The following is an 18,275-nucleotide window of genomic DNA, read 5'->3' on the forward strand; positions in this document are numbered from 1 at the left end:
TCAGGCGCGACCGCGCCAGGGGACCGCGATCCGCTCGGCGCCGCGGAACAGCGCGTCGAGGGCGATCCCGGAGAGACCGATGGCGATGATCCCGGCGATCACCACGTCGGTCTGGTTGTAGCGCTGGGCGTCGCGGATCATGCCGCCGATGCCGGGCACGCCGTTGATCGTCTCGGCGGCGACCACCGAGGTGTAGGCGATGCCGACGGCGATCCGTACCCCGGTGAGGATCTCCGGCAGCGCGGCAGGCAGCCGGATGGCGAACAGCAGCGCCGTGCGTCCCGCGCCCAGGGCACGCCCCGCCTCCACCAGGTCGTCCGGCACGCCGCGGACGGCCGCGGCGGTGGCCGCCGCGATCGGCGGCAGCGCGGCGATGAGAAGCAGCCAGATCTTCGGCGACTCGTCGATGCCGAACCAGATGACCAGCAGGGAGAGGTACGCGAGCGGGGGAAGCGTACGGAGGAAGGTGACGGCGGGCTCCAGGACGACCGCGAGCGGTTTCACCACGCCGATCAGCAGGCCCAGCGGGACGCCCACCAGCGTCGCGTAGCCGGTCCCCACCGCGATCCGGCGGAGGGAGACGCCCAGGTGCTCCACGAGCAGGTGACCGCTGACGCCGCGGACGCCGTCGTGCACGGTGGACGCCCTGACGAACGCGCCCCACACCTCGCCCGGCGAGGGCACCAGGACGCGGGGCCAGACGCCGGCGGCGACGACGGCCTGCCAGGCGGCGAGCAGCACGGCGAGGGCGAGCAGCCGCAGCGCGGTCCAGCGCAGGGCGGCGACCCCGGCCCAGGCGCGGCGCGCCGGCGGCCCGGAGGCGGCGAGGGCGGCGGTGGCGGACGGTGCCGGCACCTTGTCCGGGGTGTCGACGAGGGTCATGCCGCCACCGTCCCGGGCGCCGCGGCGACCAGGGCCCGCAGGCGCGGCGCGACCTCCTCGCCGACCCGGTACGCCTCTTCGAGATGGGGGTAGCCGGACAGCACGAACTCGTCGATGCCCGCCTGCCGGTACTCGAAGAGCCGCTGGGCCACCTCGTCGTGCGACCCGACCAGCGCGGTGCCTGCCCCCTCGCGGACGAGGCCGATTCCCGCCCACAGATTGGGTGCCACCGTGAGGCGCTCGGCGGACCCGCCGTGCAGCGCGGTCATCCGCGCCTGGCCGGTGGAGTCCCTGCGCGCGAACCGCTCCTGGGAAGCGCGTACCGCGTCGGGATCGAACCCGGCGAGTATGCGGTCCGCCTCCCGCCACGCCTCGGCCGCCGTGTCACGGGTGATGACGTGCAGTCGGATGCCGTACCGCAGGGTGCGGCCGACGGCGGCCGCCTTGGCCCTTACCCGGGCGACGCGTTCGGCGACGGCGGCCGGCGGCTCGCCCCAGAGCAGCTGCACCTCCGCGTGGCGCGCCGCGACCTCCTCGGCCTGCGGGGAGGCGCCGCCGAAGTACAGCGGAACACGCGACTCCACAACGGCGACATCTACGGCGGCGACGGTCTCCAGGACCTCGTGGTCCGGCTCGGCGACAGACTGTGGGTCTACCCCGGGGACGGATACGGGGCGGTCAACGTCGACCGTCGCCGCGAGATCCTCCTGCCCGCCAACGCGCCGAGCCCCGCCGCGTTCACCCAGATCATGTCGGCGGGCGACATGACCGGCGACGGAAGGGCCGACTTCCTGGTGACCGTCGGCGACGCGCTGTGGGCCTTCACGGGGTACCACGGCGCCACCGTCCAGCAGGCTCAGCAGCTGGCCACGACGCCGTGGAACACCCAGGACATCGTCACCGTGCTCGACATCGACGGTGACGCGGTGACCGACCTCGTCTTCCGTCAGGAGACCGGAAAGCTGATGCTCCGCAAGGGCAAGCCCGCTGCCGGCGGCGGGGTGGACCTCGCCTCCCTGGCGACGGCTGCCGCGTCCAAGGACGGCGCGGACACCGTCTACGGGTCCGGCGGCTGGTCCAGCGCCGCCATTCCCCGCCTCGTCGGCACCCCCGACGTGACGGGGGACGGCATCCCCGACGTGTGGACCGTTCCCGCCAATGGCAGCGTCCGCCTGTACGCGGGTGCCAGGACCGTGCTCCCCGGAGCCGGTACCGAGATCCTCACCCCGAGAAGCTACTGGCAGACACGCCTCGCCATCGGCTGAGCGCCGGCTCCCTCCGGCGCATGCGGGCCGTCGCCTTCGGGCGGCGGCCCGCACGGCCATGGGCGCGGGTCGACCGGCAGAACGCTCTCCAGCCGTGCGCCCGGGATCGACGGGGTCGGCAGGATCAGCAGGATCGGCAGGATCGGCAGGATCGGCAGGACAGCCCCTAGCATGACCCCATGTCCCCTACACCTTCGCGCGTCGAACTGTGTCCGCTCACCCTCGCCGACGAGGACGAGTTCTGCTCGCTGGTCAGAGCCAGTGCGGAGCTCCATGCGCCGTTCATGCAGCTTCCGTCGCAGGCGGCGGAGTTCCGGAGTTGGATGCGGCGTTTCGACGACGGCAGCAACCGGGGGTATCTGATCCGCGTGCGGGAGACCGGTGAGGCGGCCGGCACGGTCAACATCAACTCGATCATCCGGGGCCGCTACCAGGGAGCGTCGCTCGGGTACGCGGCCTTCGCGCCGTCCGCGGGGCGGGGGTACATCACGGAGGGGCTCGGGTTGGTGCTGGAGCACGCCTTCGGCGAGCTGCGGCTGCACCGGTTGGAGGCCAGTATCCAGCCGGCGAACAAGGCGTCCTCGGCCGTGGTCCAGCGGCTGGGGTTCCGGTACGAGGGGCTGTCCCCGGACTACCTGTACATCAACGGCGCCTGGCGGGACCACGAGCGCTGGTCTCTGTCGGCGCCCGCGCCCTGGACGCCCGACCCCTCCCTGCCCGAGGTGTAGGCAGGGGCCGGACGGTCGTTCCGGCCCGGTGTCTCCCACCCGGGCCGGGCCTCCGTCGAAAATCGTTTCTCCTGGAAGGTGTTCGCGATCTAGGGTCGGTGACGTGGCAACGAAACTGAACCAGATCATCGCAGTGGAGAAGGGCGTCAAGTCCCGCGCGCACCAGGACCTGACGGTGGCACATCACGGCCTGCAGAAGCCCGCGTTGCTGGCCGGGATCTCCCGTACCTACCAGCCGAAGGACGAGGAGGGCGAGCAGCTGCCGCCCGAGTCGACGCTGGTGCAGGTGAAGGCGGAGGACGTACTGCGCGAGACCGCGCGGGCGTTGACCCGTCTCTTCGATGTGACGGCCACCAAGGACTGGGCGAACTGCGAGGCCCGGGCGGACATCACGGTCGACGGTCGGGTGCTCGTCGCGCGGGTTCCGGTCGCGTATCTGCTGTTCCTGGAGAAGCAGTTGACGGACATCAACACGTTCGTCCGCAAGCTTCCCGTGCTGGACGCCGCCGAGTCGTGGACGCAGGACCCGTCGACGGACGCGTGGAAGACCGAGGTCGTGCGGACGGTCCGTACGAAGAAGGTGCCGCGCAACCACGTCAAGGCGGAGGCGACGGACAAGCACCCGGCCCAGGTCGAGGTGTACTACGAGGACGTGCCCGTCGGTTACTGGACCACGGTGAAGTTCTCGGGCGCGCTGCCGGCCCGGCGGGTGAACGAGCTGCTGGCGCGGGTGGAGAACCTGCAGCAGGCGGTGAAGTTCGCCCGTGAGGAGGCGAACAGCGCCGAGGTCACCGACCAGCGGGTCGGCGACGCCGTCTTCGGCTACCTCTTCGGGTAGCGGGGACACCATGAACTCCCCGGCCACAGAACACGGCCGGGGTGCGCGAGGAGCGCAAAGCTGAAGCTGAGCCTTGTCGTGACATCCGCGGTTCCAGTGGAGGTTCGAACCCTCCCCCCGGCACTCCCTGTCGGGGTAGCCCAATCAGGCAGAGGCAGACCGCGGTCAATCTCAGACTATTGCTCCAGACTCAGCATGCGCCGCTCATCGCCGGATCGACCGGGCCCGGGCCCAGGTGCGTCGAAATGCCAGTTCGAATCTGGTCCGCCGAGCTCGATCGGCGGTGGTCCAAAGGCAGGACGCGACGCAATGACGAATGACCCGGGTCCTCAAGTGTGCCGGCGTGTGATGTGAGCGGCATCGACAGGGTCCGGGGGCAGGCTACGCCCTCGGACCCGCTCCTTTTCCCTGCGCTTCTCCTCGCTCTCGCCGACAGCCGCCCGGTGTGTCTCCTCGCACTCGGCCGCGCGGTGTATCTCCTCGAAGTCGGCCGCCCGGGGTGTGTCTCCTCGTACCCGGCCGCGCCGGTATACCTCCTCGCGCACGGCCGCCCGGTGTATGTCCCCGTCCTCGGCCGCCTCGCCGTCGACGTCTGCTCCGAGCCCCTCGTGTTCGAGGATTTGTCGATGCTGCCGCACCGCGCGCCCCTCCCGTCGACTCCCGCCACGGTTTGAAGTGCGCCTCCGGCTGCGCCGGGCGCGCCTCTTCTTCGGATATCAGCCCCCCTGCGCTCGCTGAATCCGGTGAATACGGTGGGGTGCTGGTTGGAGTCGCGTCCGGGTCGGGCACCTTCTCGCCAGCGGTCCTCACGGTCGAGAGGGACACGAATGACGAGCCACGCCACCGAAGTTGATCTGGAAGCGATTCTCCGGCACGAGCTGCGCGCGACGGCCACCGACGCCCGGTGGACGGTCGACGCGGACGAGATGTGGTGCCGCCTGGCACCGCGGTCCGGGACGCGTCGGGAGCAGGGGTGGAAGCTGCACCTGTCGGCGACGACGGCCTCCGCGCCGACGGTTCTCACCCGAGCCCTCGGTGTGCTCCTGGAGAACGCCTCGGGGTTCAAGTTCGCCCGTTCGCTCGAGCAGGTGAGTGCGCTCAACTCCCGTGCCACGCCGCGGGGGAACTCGGGGAAGTTCATCACGGTGTATCCGCGCTCCGACGCCGACGCGGCCGAGCTCGCCCGGGAGTTGCACCGGGCGACCACGGGGCTCGCCGGGCCGCGGATCCTCTCCGACCAGCCCTACGCCGTCCGCAGCCTGGTGCACTACCGCTACGGGGCGTTCGTCGGCCGGCGCCGGCTGTCCGACGACGGGTTGCTCGTGTGGTTCATCGAGGATCCGGACGGCAACCCCGTCGAGGACAAGCGCACGGGTCAGTACTCCCCGCCGTCCTGGGCCGTGTGTCCCTTCCCCGCTGTGGCGGCCGTCGCGCCGCGCAGCGGGGGTACCAAGGGTGGTCCGGTGGTCCTGGCGGGTCGATTCGCCGTGCGGGAGGCCATCCGGCACACGAACAAGGGCGGCGTCTACCGGGGCAGCGACGTGACCACGGGCGCCGGTGTGGTCATCAAGGAGGCCCGGCCGCACGTGGAGGCCGACGCCTCCGGGTACGACGTGCGGGACTGGTTGCGCGCCGAGGCCGACATGCTGGAACGCCTCAAGGGTCTGGGACTGGCTCCGGAGCCGCTGGGGATGTTCGAGCACGGCGGGCACGTGTTCCTGGCGCAGGAGGAAGTGCCGGGTGTGACGCTGCGGACCTGGGTCGCCGAGCACTTCCGCGACGTGGGCGGCGAGCGCTACCGGGCGGACGCGCTGGCGCAGGTCGCACGGCTGGTGGAGCTGGTCGAGGCGGCGCACGCTCGGGGATGCGTCCTGCGGGACTTCACGCCGGGGAACGTCATGGTCCAGCCGGACGGTGAGCTGCGGCTCATCGACCTGGAGCTCGCGGTCCACACGGGTGAGGCCGCGGTGCCGACCCGTGTGGGGACCCCCGGTTTCAGTGCCCCGGAGCGGCTGTCCGACGCGCCGGTGCATCCGACGGCCGACTACTACAGCCTCGGTGCCACGGCCTGCTTCGTCCTGGCCGGGAAGGTGCCGAACCTACTGGCCGAGAAGCGCGGCCACACGGCCGAGAAGCCCGGAGCGACCCCCGACGAGTCGCCCGCCGCCTCACCCGTGGGCCATGTCGACGCGGACGAGGCGCGGGCGGGGGCCGACGAAGGGTCGGCTCCGGCCGGCAGAACCACGGAGGAGCGGCTCGCCGCGTGGCTGGCCGCCTGTGCGGGGTCGCTGCGGCTGCCGGACGGCGTGACGGAGATGATCCTCGGGCTGATGCGGGACGACCCGGCCGAGCGCTGGGATCCGCCCCGGGCCCGCGAGGCCCTTCGGACGTCGGACGCGACCCGCCCTGTGCCTGTCGCCGCCGTCCCTGGCGGGCGGAGCGACGACGTGCAGGACGCGGTGGCCGGCATGGTCGACCACCTCGTCGACTCCATGACCCCGTCCGACGAGCAGCGGCTCTGGCCCGTGTCCACGCGGTCCGGGGAGAGCGATCCCTGCACGGTGCAGCAGGGTGCGGCCGGCGTACTGGCGGTCCTGACGCGGTACTTCGAGCTCACCGGCGACCAGAGGCTGCCGGGACTGCTCGCCGCGGCGGGCCGGTGGATCGAGGACCGTACCGACCCCCGGTCCATGCGTCCCGGCCTGCACTTCGGCGGACGCGGGACGGCCTGGGCGCTCTACGACGCCGGACGCGCCATCGACGACGACCGGCTCGTGAACCACGCGCTGACCCTGGCACTGGCGCCCCAGCGGAGGACACCCCACCACGACATCACCCACGGCTCCGCGGGAAGCGGACTCGCGGCCCTGCACCTGTGGCACCGCACCGGGGACGCGCGCTTCGCCGAGCTGGCCGTCGACGCGGCCGACCGCCTGACCGCCGCCGTGCAGCGCGAGGCGGGCGGAGTGGGCTGGCCGGTCCCCGCCGAGGTCGCGTCGTCCGAGGGCGGCAAGCGCTATCTCGGCTTCGCCCACGGGACGTCCGGCATCGGCACCTTCCTCCTCGCCGCGTCGGAGGTGTCCCGACATCCGGCGCACCGGGACCTGGCCGTGGAGGTCGGTGAGAACCTGCTGGCCAACGCCGTGCGCGTCGGCGAGACGGCTCAGTGGCCCGCCCAGTCCGGGGACGTGCCCACCGCTCCGTACTGGTGCCACGGCTCGGCCGGCATCGGCAGCTTCCTCGTCCGGCTGTGGCAGGCCACCGGGGACGACCGGTTCGGCGACCTCGCCCGCCGCAGTACGTACGCCGTCGCGGAGCGTTCCTCCCGCGCCGCCCTGACCCAGTGCCACGGCCTGGCGGGCAACGGTGACTTCCTCCTCGACATGGCCGACGCCACCGGCGATCCGGAGTACCGCGCCATGGCCGAGGACCTCGCCCACCTCCTTCTGGCCGAGAGGGCCCACCACCACGGCCACGTGGTCTTCCCCAACGAGTACGGGGACGTCTCGACCAGCTGGAGCGACGGATCGGCCGGAATCCTGGCCTTCCTCCTGCGGATCCGCCACACAGACCCCCGGCACTGGATGGTCCAGCCGCCGGTGTGAGCGACAGCAGAGGCTGTCGCCACTTCACAGAGAAGGAGAACGTCATGGAGAACCAGGACATCGAACTGCTCGCCCAGCTCCACGCCCTGCCCGAGACCGACCCGGTCGGCGTCGACGGCGCGCCCTTCGCCGCCACCTGTGAGTGCGTCGGCCTGCTGACGCTCCTCAACACGGTCTGCATCGGCATCAGCTGCGCGTAGGACAGCCTGCACCATCCGGCCGGCGGCCCTAACCCGGGACGGTCGCCGGCCGGTCTCCTACCGCACCACTTCCTGACGGTGTGCGGCCGCCCTCGGCCGCACACCGCACCGGACCGATGGTCCGGTCGCCTGCGGGCCGGCCGCCCTGACGCGGTCGGCCCGCATCTCGCGCGACCGGCCCCGGTCCCCTCCCCCGCCCCGGGTGCGGGCGACCACGGACGGCGAACCGGAGACGAGGACCAGCCCCATGCAGCGACAAGCCGGTGACGACGCTCTCGACCGCGCCGCCCTCCTGACCGCCGCCCCCGCCGCGCCGCCCACCGTGCCGCGCGCCCCAGGGCCCCCGTACGCGATCAGCACCCGTGGACTGGTCAAGAGCTACCCCGGCCCCGACGGCACCACCACGCATGCCGTCCACGGCCTGGACCTGGACGTGGCACAGGGCGAGACGTTCGCCTTCCTCGGCCCGAACGGGGCGGGGAAGTCCACCACCATCTCCCTGCTGTGCGCGCTGGCCCGTCCCACCGCCGGTCACGCCACCGTGGCCGGCGCCGACGTGTCCACCCAGCCCCACGCCGTGCGCCGACAGGTCGGCATGCTCTTCCAGCACAGCGCCGTCGACCCGGACCTGACGGCCGAGCAGAACCTGCACATCCACGCGCGCCTCTACGGCATGCGTCGCGGCGACGCCCGGCGCCGTACGGCGGAGGTGCTCGAAACGGCCGGCCTCGGCGACCGGCGGCGCTCCCCGGTCCGCACCCTGTCGGGCGGCATGCGCCGCCGCCTGGAGATCGCCCGCCAGCTGCTGCACGCCCCCCGGGTCCTCTTTCTGGACGAGCCGACCACCGGCCTCGACCCCCACGCCCGGGCGCAGGTCTGGCAGCATCTACGCGCACTGCGCGAGCAGCACGGCAACACCCTCTTCGTCACGACCCACTACCTGGACGAGGCGGAGAACTGCGACCGGATCGCCATCATCGACCGGAGCCGTCTGGTCGCCCAGGGCACACCCCTCGCCCTGAAGAACGCGATCGGCGACGACCGGGTCGTGCTGCGCACCGGCGACGACGTGAGAGCCCGCCGCATCGTCCGCGCGCTCGCGCCACCCGAGAGTTCCGTCGCCGTGGACACGGACGGTGTCTGCCTGCGCGTTCCGGACGGCAGTGCCTGGATCCCCCGGCTCTGCGCGGCACTGGGCAGCCACGACATCGCCGTCCACGCCGCCTCCGCGACACCGCCCACGCTCGACGACGTGTTCTTCCACCACACCGGCCGCGCCTTCGACGCTCCACAGAACGGTCGGCCGGCCACCCACCCCGCCCCGATCCAGGCCGGGGCAGAAACCGAGGGCGGCCGATGACCACCGCGAGCCGGAGGGCATCCGGCGAACCCGAGAACACGAACGAGGCCGATGTTCACGGCGGCACCGGCGGGTCGTCGTCCCCGGACCGCGGTGTCAGCACCGGCGGCGCGGGAAGCTCCGACCGCGCGGGGGGCACGGGAAGCACCGAGCACCCCGGCGGCGCGGGCGAGGCGAACCCCTCCCGCGACGAGCGGCACTTCCGCCTGCGACACGAACTCCGCGCGGTCCACGCCCTGATCCACCGCGATCTCCTGCGCCTGGCCGGGTACCGCACCCAGACCGCCCTGATGCTGCTCCAGCCGGCGCTCTACCTGCTCATCCTGGGAGGCGGACTGGCGGCCCTCATCCCCCGCTCCCAACTGGGCGTCGGCTACCAGACCTACCTCTTCCCCGGCATCCTGATGATGACGGTGCAGACACCCGCCATCATGGTCGGCGTCCGGCTCATCACCGACCGTCAGAGCGGGTACCTGCGCGAACTCCTCATGGCTCCGGTCCACCGCACCACGCTCCTCCTGGGGAACTGCGCCGGCGGCACCCTCGTCGCCACGGTCCAAGGGGCCGTACTGCTCGGCCTGGCCGGCGCCGTCGGCCTGCCCTACGACCCGCTCCTCCTGGGGTTGCTCCTCGCGGCCATGATCCTGGCCTCGTTCACCATCACCGCCCTGGCCCTGGCCCTGGCCGTGAGCCTCAGCCGACCCGACCTGTTCCACACCCTGCTCGGTCTGGTGATGATGCCCCTCCTGTTCCTCTCGGGCGGCTTCTTCCCCCTCTCCTCGCTGCCCGGCTGGGCGCACACCCTGGCCGCGGCCAATCCCCTCGCCTACGCGGTGGACCTGCTCCGCCGCTGCATCGCCCTGCGCGTACCGGACCAGGCGTCCGTGAGCGGCATCGAATGGGCGGGCGGGCCACCGCCCCTCCTCGTCGAGGCGGCGCTGCTCCTCGTCACGGGAATCCTCGCCTTGCTGTGGGCGGCCCGCCGCTTCAGTCGACCCGAATGAGCCGTCACCCACGTGCCTCTGACGGGCCGGCTTCCACCCGATCCTCAGCCCGTCGGAAGGAGCCGACGAGGCGTCCGAGGTCGATTGTCAGTGGTGGATGAGAGGCTAGGAGCATCCAGTCGGAAAGAGGGGGATGCTGCCTTGTCCGGAAACCAGAACTACATCAACCACGTTGCTCTCGTGTTGGACGCGAGTTCCTCCATGTCGCATCTGAGCCGTAAAGTCGTCGAGGTCGCCGATCAGCAGATCGAGTACCTTGCCCGACGGTCGAGGGAACTGGACCAGGAAACCCGCGTGACGGTGTACGCGTTCGCCGACAAGGTGGAATGCGTCATCTACGACAAGGACGTGCTGCGCATGCCGTCCCTGAAGCAGCTCTACCGCGTCGGCGGCATGACGGCCCTGCTCGCGGCGGCTCTGAAGTCCCAGAACGAGCTGGCGCAGACGGCGCAACTCTACGGCGACCACAGCTTCCTGACGTTCATCCTGACGGACGGCCAGGAGAACGCGAGTCACCGTTGCCCGGACTCCCCCACCAAGAACGCGCGCGAATTGGTGAATTCCGTCTCCGAGATGATCTCGACGCAAGGCGACAACTGGACACTCGCCGTACTGGTGCCGGACCAGATGGGCAAGCGGGAGGCGATGAACTGCGGATTCCCGAAGGAGAACATCGCCATCTGGGACGCCACCAGCACCCAGGGCCTGGAAGAGGCCGGCCAGGTCATCCAGGAGGCCACCGAGAAATTCATGATCGGCCGCACCAAGGGAATTCGAGGTTCTCGCGCCGTCTTCTCCACGGGTGCCGACGCGGTCAACAAGGACACCATCAAGGCCGCCGGCCTCAAGCCCGTCGACCCCTCCGCCTATCACCTGGTGCCCGTCGCCCGCGACGCGGCGATCCGCGAATGGGTCACCGAATCCGGACACACCTACCGGACCGGCTGCGCCTTCTACCAGCTGAGCAAGTCCGAGAAGGTCCAGGCACGCAAGCAGATCGCGGTCCTGGAGAAGAAGACCGACCGGGTGTACACCGGCCCCGAGGCCCGCGCCCTCCTCGGCCTCCCCGACGTCGAAGTCCGCATCAAGCCCGACCACAACGACGACTTCACCATCTTCGTCCAGAGCACCAGCGTGAACCGCAAGCTCGTCTCGCAGACCCAACTCCTCATCATGAACTGACGCCAGCCCGCCCCTCAGGGCCCGCGCCGCCACTCCGGCGACGCGGGCCCCGCGCGCTCACCCCGCAAAATCCGGACGCCGAAACCCACCCCCCGGGTACGCTCACGGCCTTGATCAACTGAGAGGCGGCCGCGTATGAGCCAGTACTTCCACATCGGCAACGAAACCCTGTGGAACCCTTCCAACGGGGCTTCCCGCATGTTCCGACACCACGTAGCACTCTTCGAGTCGGAGCTCGCCCTCCCCTCGGGCATCGCCCCGATGGAGAACGACGAATGCCAGATCGACCCCGTCGTCTTCGGGACCTTCGTCCACGCCCTCCTCGCCCACCACCGCAGAACCACCCACGGCATCCTTCTCGCCCTCTCCGAAGGCTTCGCCGCCACCACCCTCGCCCTCGCCACCCGCGCCGGCATCCCCATCGACTGGTCCCGCCTCCGCTCCCACCCGACAGGCCCCTTCACCGACGTACAGGTATCCGTCACCACCGGCATGTCCACACCTGCCGACGACGACTCCTGGGCCGAGGCGCTGCGCGAACGCGCACGTCACCTGTCGCACCACATGGCCCGCTGACACGAGCCCGCGCCCACCCGGTCGACGCACTTCCTCGCCTTCGTCTGCAGAGCAGCGGCACTCATCGGCCATCGGAGGCTGACCTCCGGCAGGAAAGCCCGAGCCGAAAATGGGAGATGCCCAGGTCGCCTGCCATGAGGGAGGGTTTCATTGACTGGTCGGCTAAGGGCATTCCTCAGAGAGGACTGCTCCTGACCTGCGGCGACCCGCCTTGCTCAGGTCGCCCCCAGCAGTCGATCATTCCTGCATGAGACCCGAAGTCCAGGCGTTCGCCGCCTCCGGCCCCCTCCCCGACTGGGACGCCGACGAGGAGGAGATCGACCGCCGAGTCAATCAACTCGAAGCCATCTCCGCGCCCGTCACAGCCGACGAGGCGCATGTTCTGGCTGCCTGCTTCGGCCCCGACGACTGCTACGGCGTCGCCTGGTCGCTGCTGCACCTGATCGAGACCAGCCCAGGGCCGCTGCCGCCGGTCACGCTGCCCGGAGCCGATGCCACCGAATGGCATCACACGCTCTGGAATCGCTGGGGAAACCGGTGAACTCAAGGATGACGACCTGAAGGCTTGATGCGGCCGAGCCCTGAGGTGTCCGAAAAGCTCCGTTCGCCGGTCTGGGACCGAGTCGGAGGGCTCATTCAGGGCGGACGGAGGGTGGCATCGTTGCCTCCTGTTGTCGTAGGTAGCGCCTATGGTTCCGCCCGTGAGCGTTCCCGAGGTCATCCCCATCAGACACGAACCTGAATACCGCACGAGCACCATCGGGCGGTGGCAGGGCGGCCAGTTCTTCGCGTCGGTCACCGCGGCCTTTCCCGAGGACTGGAGCGGCGACGACTGGCAGTCCCAGAAGCGGTGGTGCGCCGTGCTCCATCGGTTCGACGAGGCCGGCCGACACCTGGACTCGCGTATCCAGTTCACCGGCAGCACGGCGGAGGGCGAACAGAAGGCGATCGACGCGGCCCGGCTGCTGCTTGCCGAGTGGCTGGACGCTCTTCCGGAGCGGCAGTACCAGGACATCACGATCGCGCCCTTCGAGGTCCGGTTCGAGGGTGCCCTGTTCGGGTTGGTCGTGGAGGAAGACGTGGACTTGGAGGATGAGGAGGAGGACCGCGGTGCGTGGGCCGAGTTCTACCCCGACGGCCTGGGCTTCAACGCACCCTGGAACGGCTGCTACGACACCTGAGCCGAGCCGGCGAGGAGTCGTGGGCCGGGCTCCGGACGGCTGCTCGGCCTTGAGCCGGCCGACGCACCATGACGCCGATCACCGCCCAGCGGATCATCGTCTCGGCGTGCGCCGGACTGGCTGCAAGGCGCGGGCACCGTCCTCGCTCGCAGGACGGCGTCAGAGGCGTGTCGCGGTGTGGACGAGGGCGGCGACGGCTGGGGATCTGCTGTGGGGTGGCCAGGCGATGACGGTCGTGACAGGGGGTGCGTCCGGCACCGGTACCGTCGCGTGATCGTCGCGGAGGTGGGCGCGGAGGGACTCGGGGACGAGTGCGCAGGCACGTCCGAGTGCGATCAGCTGGAAGAGCTGGGTGTGGTCGCGTACCTGCGGGCCGGGGCCGTCCGGGTAGGTTCCGTCCCGTCGGGGCCAGCGCGGCAGGGGCAGGTGCGGCAGGGTGGTGACCTCGGCCATCGACAGACGGGGGCGGCCGGCCAGGGGGTGTCCTGCGGGCAGGACCACGACCTGCTGTTCGGTGTGCAGCTCCTCGGTGTCGAGTCCGGCCGTCGTGTCGAAGGGCCGTTGGAGCAGGGCGACGTCGGCACGCCCGTCGCGCAGCAGCCTCTCCTGCTCGCCGGGCCCGCAGAGCATCACGTCGACGGCGACCGCGCCGGGCTCAGCGGCGTAGGCGTGGAGCAGCTTCGACAGCAGTTCGCTGGACGCTCCGGCCTTCGTGGCCAGTACCACGCCGGGACGTTCGGCAGCCGCGCGGCGGGTGCGGCGTTCGGCGGCCTCGACCGCGTCGAGGGCGGCCCGCGCCTCGCGTAGCAGGACCGATCCGGCCTCGGTCAGGGCGACCGCGCGGGCGGTGCGGTGCAGCAGGGCCACTCCGATTCGTCGCTCGAGCTGCTGGATCGCCCGCGACAGGGGTGGTTGCGCCATGGCGAGCCGCTGCGCCGCCCGCCCGAAGTGCAACTCCTCGGCGACGGCGACGAAGTATCGCAACTCCCGCGTCTCCACCGCGTCATCGTATCCGGCGCTCACCTCGGTCGATATCCGTGCGGTATCACCGCCCACCCAGACGGTCTTGGACGGGCCACCCCGTTCCGCACGAGGCTTGACGACATGAGTGAACAGACGATCGCGCTGGTGACCGGTGCGAACAAGGGAATCGGATACGAGATCGCGGCGGGCCTGGGCGCCCTCGGCTGGCGCATCGGTGTGGGCGCGCGGGACCGACAGCGCCGCGACACCGCGGTGGAGAAGCTGCGGGCGGCCGGGGCCGACGCGTTCGGCGTTCCGCTCGACGTGGCGGACGACGCGAGTGTGGCCGCCGCGGCGGAGCTGATCGCCGACCGCGCCGGAGGGCTCGACGTCCTGGTCAACAACGCCGCGATCACCGGCGCTATGCCGCAGACGCCCACCACCGTCGATCCCGCGACCGTACGAGCCGTCGTGGAGACCAACGTCATCGGGGTCATCCGCGTCACCAACGCGATGCTGCCCATGCTGCGCGGCTCGGCGTCGCCGCGGATCGTGAACATGTCCAGCAGCGTCGGCTCGCTCACCCTGCAGACGACACCCGGCTTCGACATGGGCCCTGTTCCCGCCGCGTACCTGGCGTCCAAGACCTTCCTCAACGCCGTCACCGTCCAGTACGCCAGGGAACTGGGCGACACCGACATCCTGATCAACTCCGGCTGCCCCGGCTTCACCGCCACCGACCTCAACGGCTTCCAGGGCGTCCGCACTCCCCATCAGGGCGCGGCGATCGCGATTCGCCTCGCGACCCTGCCCGACGGCGGGCCGACCGGCGGATTCTTCGACGACGGCGGATCAGTGCCCTGGTGACCTGCTCACCGGCCCCTCCAGGGCGTCTCGCAGTCCAGGGGATGTTCGTTGTCGGGGTGCCAGGTCGGGCAACAGGCTTCTCCACCCGCCGGACTCGTCTCAGTGCTCGGCGGGCTCCTCGATCGGCCAGGCGACCTCCAGGTGGTTGTCCGGGTGGTCCGGGGTGCCGGTCCATCGGCGGTAGACCATGCGGGCGGGGCCCGCGAAGGTGAAGCCGTGGCGGGTGATCCAGTCGGCGACGGCGTCGTACGCGCCGAGGATCTGGGGGAAGGCGGCGGACGGGCCGTTCACCTCGGTGCAGGCGAGGGTGGTCTCGGGCAGGTCGCGTACGGTCATGTCGTCGGGGAGGTCGGTGGCCTGGGCGCCCTTCTCCCAGAACGGCAGGCATGCCTCGACGAGGGTCTCGTTGTCGTCGTCGCAGACGCCGTGGAAGCGGACGAAGGCGGGGCCGGTGAAGGTGAGCGGGCCGCGGCCGGCGACCTCGTACATCTGCTGGTAGGCGGTGCGGAGGAAGGTGTCGAGGCCGGAGTTGTCCAGGGTCGCCCCGCGGACCAGGATCCGTTCGGGGGTGCTCTGGCGGACGGTGACGCGGTGGGTCATCTCGGCTCCTTCGGTGAGTCGGGTCAGAAGGCCGTGGACGACGGAGCGCTGCCGTTCCAGCCGACGCTCGGCCGCCCGCAGGTGCGCCCCAACGCGGTGGCGAGCTCCTGCTCGTCGCCGCCGAGGAGGCGGCGCACCTCCTCGACCGGGATGTCGAGCTGCCGGAGCGCTCTGATCGACTGCGCGGTGCGCACCTGGTCACGTCGGAAGTACCGGTAGCCGCTCACCGGATCGACGAAGGCGGGCACCAGGACGCCGGCGGCGTCGTAGTGCCGGAGCGCCGTGACCGAGAGGCCGCTGGCCTGTGAGAACTGCCCTATCGGCAGCATGTTTCTCCTGTCCACGGCGTCGACTGTGCCGTCTCGGGTCACCGGAGAGTCAAGCCCGTCGTCCGGGACGTCGGCGGGGTGAGGCGTGTCTCACCGGGGCCGGGACGCTTGCTATGCACTTCGTTGCATAGCAAGATCCGGGGTATGGCGCTCGACCACGCGATCCTCGTGTCCCTGCTGGAGAAGCCCGGGTCCGGCTATGAGCTGGCTCGGCGGTTCGAGCGGTCCATCGGGTACTTCTGGACGGCGACGCACCAGCAGATCTACCGCGTGCTCAAGCGGATGGAGCAGGACGGCTGGATCGACGTCCGGGAGGTGTCCCAGCAGGGGCGGCCGGACAAGAAGGAGTACTCGGTGGCCGAGCGGGGGCGCGAGGCGCTGGCCGCGTGGCTGCACGAGCCGATCGAGCCCGAGAGCGTGCGGCACGATCTCGCCGTGAAGATCCGGGGTGCCGCCTTCGACGATCCGGCCGGTCTGATCGGCGAGGTGCAGCGGCACAAGGAGGCGCACGCGGGTCGTCTCGCCCACTACCTGGCCGGGGAGGCCCGGGACTTCGGGGAGGCCCCGCAGGACGGGGCCCTCGACGCCGAGCGGGAGCTTCAGCATGTGGTGCTGCGGGGCGGCATCGCGTACGAGCGGATGATGATCGCCTGGCTCGACGACGTCCTCGCCACGCTCGACAGGTTCCGCGCCGCGCGGTGAGCGGGGCCGTGCGAGCGGCATCGTCGCGGTGAGCAGCGCCGTGCGGTGCGCATCGTCGCGGTGACCGCACCCGCAGGCGCCCCCAGACGTACGGCCTCCGCCGGGCTCCGGCAGGAGCGGCGCCTCCGTACGCCGATCGATTCAGGACCTCTTCCCGTACCAGTACGACCACCCTCATCACGATCCGGAAAGGCGGACGTCATGGCCGACGCGCTGCTGTTCAACCCGAACACCTACGACCCCGTGCACTTCGACCCGGAGACCCGCCGGCTGCTGCGCGCCACCGTCGACTGGTTCGAGGCGCGTGGCAAGCGCCGGATCATCGAGGACTACCGGACGCGGGCCTGGCTGGGCGACTTCCTGGCGTTCGCGGCCGAGGAGGGGCTCTTCTCCACCTTCCTGACGCCGTCTTCCGACGCCGGTGAGGCGGAGGGCGACAAGCGCTGGGACACCGCGCGGATCGCCGCCCTGAACGAGATCCTCGGCTTCTACGGCCTGGACTACTGGTACGCCTGGCAGGTCACCATCCTCGGCCTCGGCCCGGTCTGGCAGAGCGACAACGTCGCCGCCCGCGCCCGCGCCGCCGAACTCCTGGCCCAGGGCGAGGTGTTCGCATTCGGGCTCTCGGAGAAGTCCCACGGCGCGGACATCTACTCCACCGACATGCTCCTGGAGCCGGACGGCCGAGGCGGCTTCCTGGCCACCGGTTCGAAGTACTACATCGGCAACGGCAACGCGGCCGGCCTCGTCTCCGTCTTCGGCCGCCGGACCGACGTCGAGGGCCCCGAGGGGTACGTCTTCTTCGCCGCCGACAGCCGCCACTCGGCGTACCACCTCGTCAAGAACGTCGTGGACTCGTCCAAGTACGTGAGCGAGTTCCGCCTGGAGGAGTACCCGGTCGCGGCCGAGGACGTGCTGCACACCGGCCGGGCCGCCTTCGACGCCGCCCTGAACACCGTCAACGTCGGCAAGTTCAACCTGTGCACCGCGTCGATCGGCATCTGCGAGCACGCGATGTACGAGGCCGTCACCCACGCGCAGAACCGCATCCTGTACGGACGCCCGGTCACCGCCTTCCCGCACGTGCGGCGGGAGTTGACCGACGCGTACGTGCGCCTCGTCGGCATGAAGCTGTTCAGCGACCGCGCCGTCGACTACTTCCGCACGGCCGGCCCGGACGACCGCCGCTACCTCCTCTTCAATCCGATGACGAAGATGAAGGTGACCACGGAGGGCGAGAAGGTCATCGACCTGATGTGGGACGTCATCGCGGCCAAGGGCTTCGAGAAGGACAACTACTTCGCCCAGGCGGCCGTCGAGATCCGCGGTCTGCCCAAGCTGGAAGGAACGGTCCACGTCAACCTGGCGCTGATCCTCAAGTTCATGCGCAACCACCTGCTCGACCCGGTGGCGTACGAGCCCGTCCCGACCCGTCTGGACGCGGCCGACGACACGTTCCTGTTCCAGCAGGGCCCGGCCCGCGGCCTCGGCTCCGTCCGCTTCCACGACTGGCGCGCCGCCTACGACGCGTACGCCCACCTGCCCAACATCGCCCGCTTCCGCGAACAGGCCGACGCGCTCTGCGAGTTCGTCCTCAAGGCGGCGCCCGACGAGAAGCAGAGCCGCGACCTGGATCTCCTCCTCGCGGTCGGCCAGCTCTTCGCCCTCGTCGTCCACGGCCAGCTGGTCCTGGAGCAGGCGGCCCTCACCGGTCTGGACGAAGACGTGCTCGACGAGCTGTTCGCCGTCCTCGTCCGGGACTTCTCCGCTCACGCCGTCGAACTGCACGGCAAGGACTCCGCCACCGAGCAGCAGCAGCTCTGGGCGCTCGGCGCCGTCCGGCGCCCCGTCGTCGATGACGCCCGCTCCACCCGCGTCTGGGAGCGCGTCGAAGCCCTCTCCGGCACGTACGAGATGGCTCCCTGATTCCGACCGCAGGCCGTTGACCCCTTGATCGGGGGTCGGGGGTCGGGGCTCGGCTCTCGGCTGCCGG

Annotated in this window: 19 protein-coding genes and 2 pseudogenes; 15 read left to right on the plus strand and 6 right to left on the minus strand. The window is 70.8% G+C overall.

Features of this window, described 5'->3' with window-relative positions; genetic code table 11:
* Entirely contained in the window at positions 1-882 is an 882-nt protein-coding gene (locus AB0424_RS01930) for an ABC transporter permease (protein WP_366301418.1), read from the minus strand.
* Positions 879-1,454, minus strand: a pseudogene (locus AB0424_RS01935) (LLM class flavin-dependent oxidoreductase); the annotation flags it as partial. The pseudogene AB0424_RS01935 and the gene AB0424_RS01930, both read right to left, overlap by 4 nt.
* On the opposite strand from AB0424_RS01935, the gene AB0424_RS01940 reads away from it, so the two are divergent.
* The 4 genes and pseudogenes from AB0424_RS01940 to AB0424_RS01955 all read left to right on the plus strand — a co-directional run bounded on the left by AB0424_RS01940 (position 1,398) and on the right by AB0424_RS01955 (position 3,836).
* Entirely contained in the window at positions 1,398-2,147 is a 750-nt protein-coding gene (locus AB0424_RS01940; protein WP_366301419.1) for a VCBS repeat-containing protein, read from the plus strand. The pseudogene AB0424_RS01935 and the gene AB0424_RS01940 overlap by 57 nt on opposite strands.
* 179 nt (positions 2,148-2,326) lie before the next feature.
* Complete coding sequence (locus AB0424_RS01945; protein WP_366301420.1) at positions 2,327-2,875, plus strand: GNAT family N-acetyltransferase; 549 nt, start codon at positions 2,327-2,329, stop codon at positions 2,873-2,875.
* Positions 2,876-2,978: 103 nt separating this feature from the next.
* The gene (locus tag AB0424_RS01950; protein ID WP_366301421.1) at positions 2,979-3,713 is read left to right on the plus strand and encodes a hypothetical protein; all 735 of its coding nucleotides are present in this window, start codon (positions 2,979-2,981) and stop codon (positions 3,711-3,713) included.
* A 35-nt stretch (positions 3,714-3,748) separates the two neighbouring features.
* Positions 3,749-3,836 (plus strand): annotated as a pseudogene (locus AB0424_RS01955).
* A 206-nt stretch (positions 3,837-4,042) separates the two neighbouring features.
* Here AB0424_RS01955 and AB0424_RS01960 read toward each other — a convergent pair.
* A complete protein-coding gene (locus AB0424_RS01960) occupies positions 4,043-4,351 on the minus strand; it encodes a hypothetical protein (protein WP_366301423.1) in 309 nt (102 codons plus the stop codon).
* Between the two features lie 189 nt (positions 4,352-4,540).
* Here AB0424_RS01960 and AB0424_RS01965 point away from each other — a divergent pair, with 189 nt between their 5' ends.
* From AB0424_RS01965 to AB0424_RS02000, 8 genes are all read left to right on the plus strand, one after another.
* On the plus strand, positions 4,541-7,318 hold the full coding sequence (locus AB0424_RS01965) for a lanthionine synthetase LanC family protein (protein WP_366301424.1): 2,778 nt from the start codon (positions 4,541-4,543) through the stop codon (positions 7,316-7,318).
* Between the two features lie 44 nt (positions 7,319-7,362).
* Complete coding sequence (locus tag AB0424_RS01970) at positions 7,363-7,518, plus strand: VenA family class IV lanthipeptide (protein ID WP_366301425.1); 156 nt, start codon at positions 7,363-7,365, stop codon at positions 7,516-7,518.
* A 247-nt stretch (positions 7,519-7,765) separates the two neighbouring features.
* The gene (locus AB0424_RS01975) at positions 7,766-8,878 is read left to right on the plus strand and encodes an ATP-binding cassette domain-containing protein (RefSeq protein WP_366301426.1); all 1,113 of its coding nucleotides are present in this window, start codon (positions 7,766-7,768) and stop codon (positions 8,876-8,878) included.
* A complete protein-coding gene (locus AB0424_RS01980; protein WP_366301428.1) occupies positions 8,875-9,882 on the plus strand; it encodes an ABC transporter permease in 1,008 nt (335 codons plus the stop codon). Before AB0424_RS01975 ends, AB0424_RS01980 begins: the two co-directional genes overlap by 4 nt.
* Before the next feature lie 141 nt (positions 9,883-10,023).
* Entirely contained in the window at positions 10,024-11,064 is a 1,041-nt protein-coding gene (locus AB0424_RS01985) for a vWA domain-containing protein (protein WP_366301429.1), read from the plus strand.
* A 135-nt stretch (positions 11,065-11,199) separates the two neighbouring features.
* The gene (locus AB0424_RS01990; protein WP_366301430.1) at positions 11,200-11,640 is read left to right on the plus strand and encodes a DUF6086 family protein; all 441 of its coding nucleotides are present in this window, start codon (positions 11,200-11,202) and stop codon (positions 11,638-11,640) included.
* Between the two features lie 247 nt (positions 11,641-11,887).
* Positions 11,888-12,181, plus strand: a complete 294-nt coding sequence (locus AB0424_RS01995; protein WP_366301431.1) for a hypothetical protein — start codon at positions 11,888-11,890, stop codon at positions 12,179-12,181.
* A gap of 160 nt (positions 12,182-12,341) precedes the next feature.
* Entirely contained in the window at positions 12,342-12,821 is a 480-nt protein-coding gene (locus tag AB0424_RS02000) for a hypothetical protein (RefSeq protein ID WP_366301433.1), read from the plus strand.
* Between the two features lie 159 nt (positions 12,822-12,980).
* On the opposite strand, the gene AB0424_RS02005 is transcribed toward AB0424_RS02000, so the two are convergent.
* Positions 12,981-13,820 carry a LysR family transcriptional regulator gene (locus AB0424_RS02005; protein WP_366301434.1) on the minus strand — a complete coding sequence of 280 codons (840 nt, stop codon included), beginning with the start codon at positions 13,818-13,820 and terminating at the stop codon, positions 12,981-12,983.
* A gap of 105 nt (positions 13,821-13,925) precedes the next feature.
* On the opposite strand from AB0424_RS02005, the gene AB0424_RS02010 reads away from it, so the two are divergent.
* Positions 13,926-14,651 (plus strand): SDR family NAD(P)-dependent oxidoreductase, encoded by a 726-nt coding sequence (locus tag AB0424_RS02010; RefSeq protein WP_366301435.1) that lies wholly within the window; start codon positions 13,926-13,928, stop codon positions 14,649-14,651.
* Positions 14,652-14,750: 99 nt separating this feature from the next.
* Here the strand turns inward: AB0424_RS02010 and AB0424_RS02015 are convergent, their stop codons facing one another.
* Both AB0424_RS02015 and AB0424_RS02020 read right to left on the minus strand, forming a co-directional pair.
* Positions 14,751-15,251 carry a hypothetical protein gene (locus AB0424_RS02015; protein WP_366301436.1) on the minus strand — a complete coding sequence of 167 codons (501 nt, stop codon included), beginning with the start codon at positions 15,249-15,251 and terminating at the stop codon, positions 14,751-14,753.
* A gap of 23 nt (positions 15,252-15,274) precedes the next feature.
* Positions 15,275-15,595 (minus strand): MerR family transcriptional regulator, encoded by a 321-nt coding sequence (locus AB0424_RS02020; protein WP_366301437.1) that lies wholly within the window; start codon positions 15,593-15,595, stop codon positions 15,275-15,277.
* A gap of 129 nt (positions 15,596-15,724) precedes the next feature.
* Here AB0424_RS02020 and AB0424_RS02025 point away from each other — a divergent pair, with 129 nt between their 5' ends.
* On the plus strand, positions 15,725-16,282 hold the full coding sequence (locus AB0424_RS02025) for a PadR family transcriptional regulator (protein WP_366301438.1): 558 nt from the start codon (positions 15,725-15,727) through the stop codon (positions 16,280-16,282).
* Positions 16,283-16,483: 201 nt separating this feature from the next.
* Positions 16,484-18,208, plus strand: coding sequence for an acyl-CoA dehydrogenase family protein (locus AB0424_RS02030; RefSeq protein ID WP_366301439.1), 1,725 nt, complete (start codon positions 16,484-16,486; stop codon positions 18,206-18,208).
* Positions 18,209-18,275 lie beyond the last annotated feature (67 nt).

Origin of the sequence: Streptomyces sp. NPDC051180 (assembly GCF_040689545.1) — a bacterium.
Classification (GTDB): domain Bacteria; phylum Actinomycetota; class Actinomycetes; order Streptomycetales; family Streptomycetaceae; genus Streptomyces.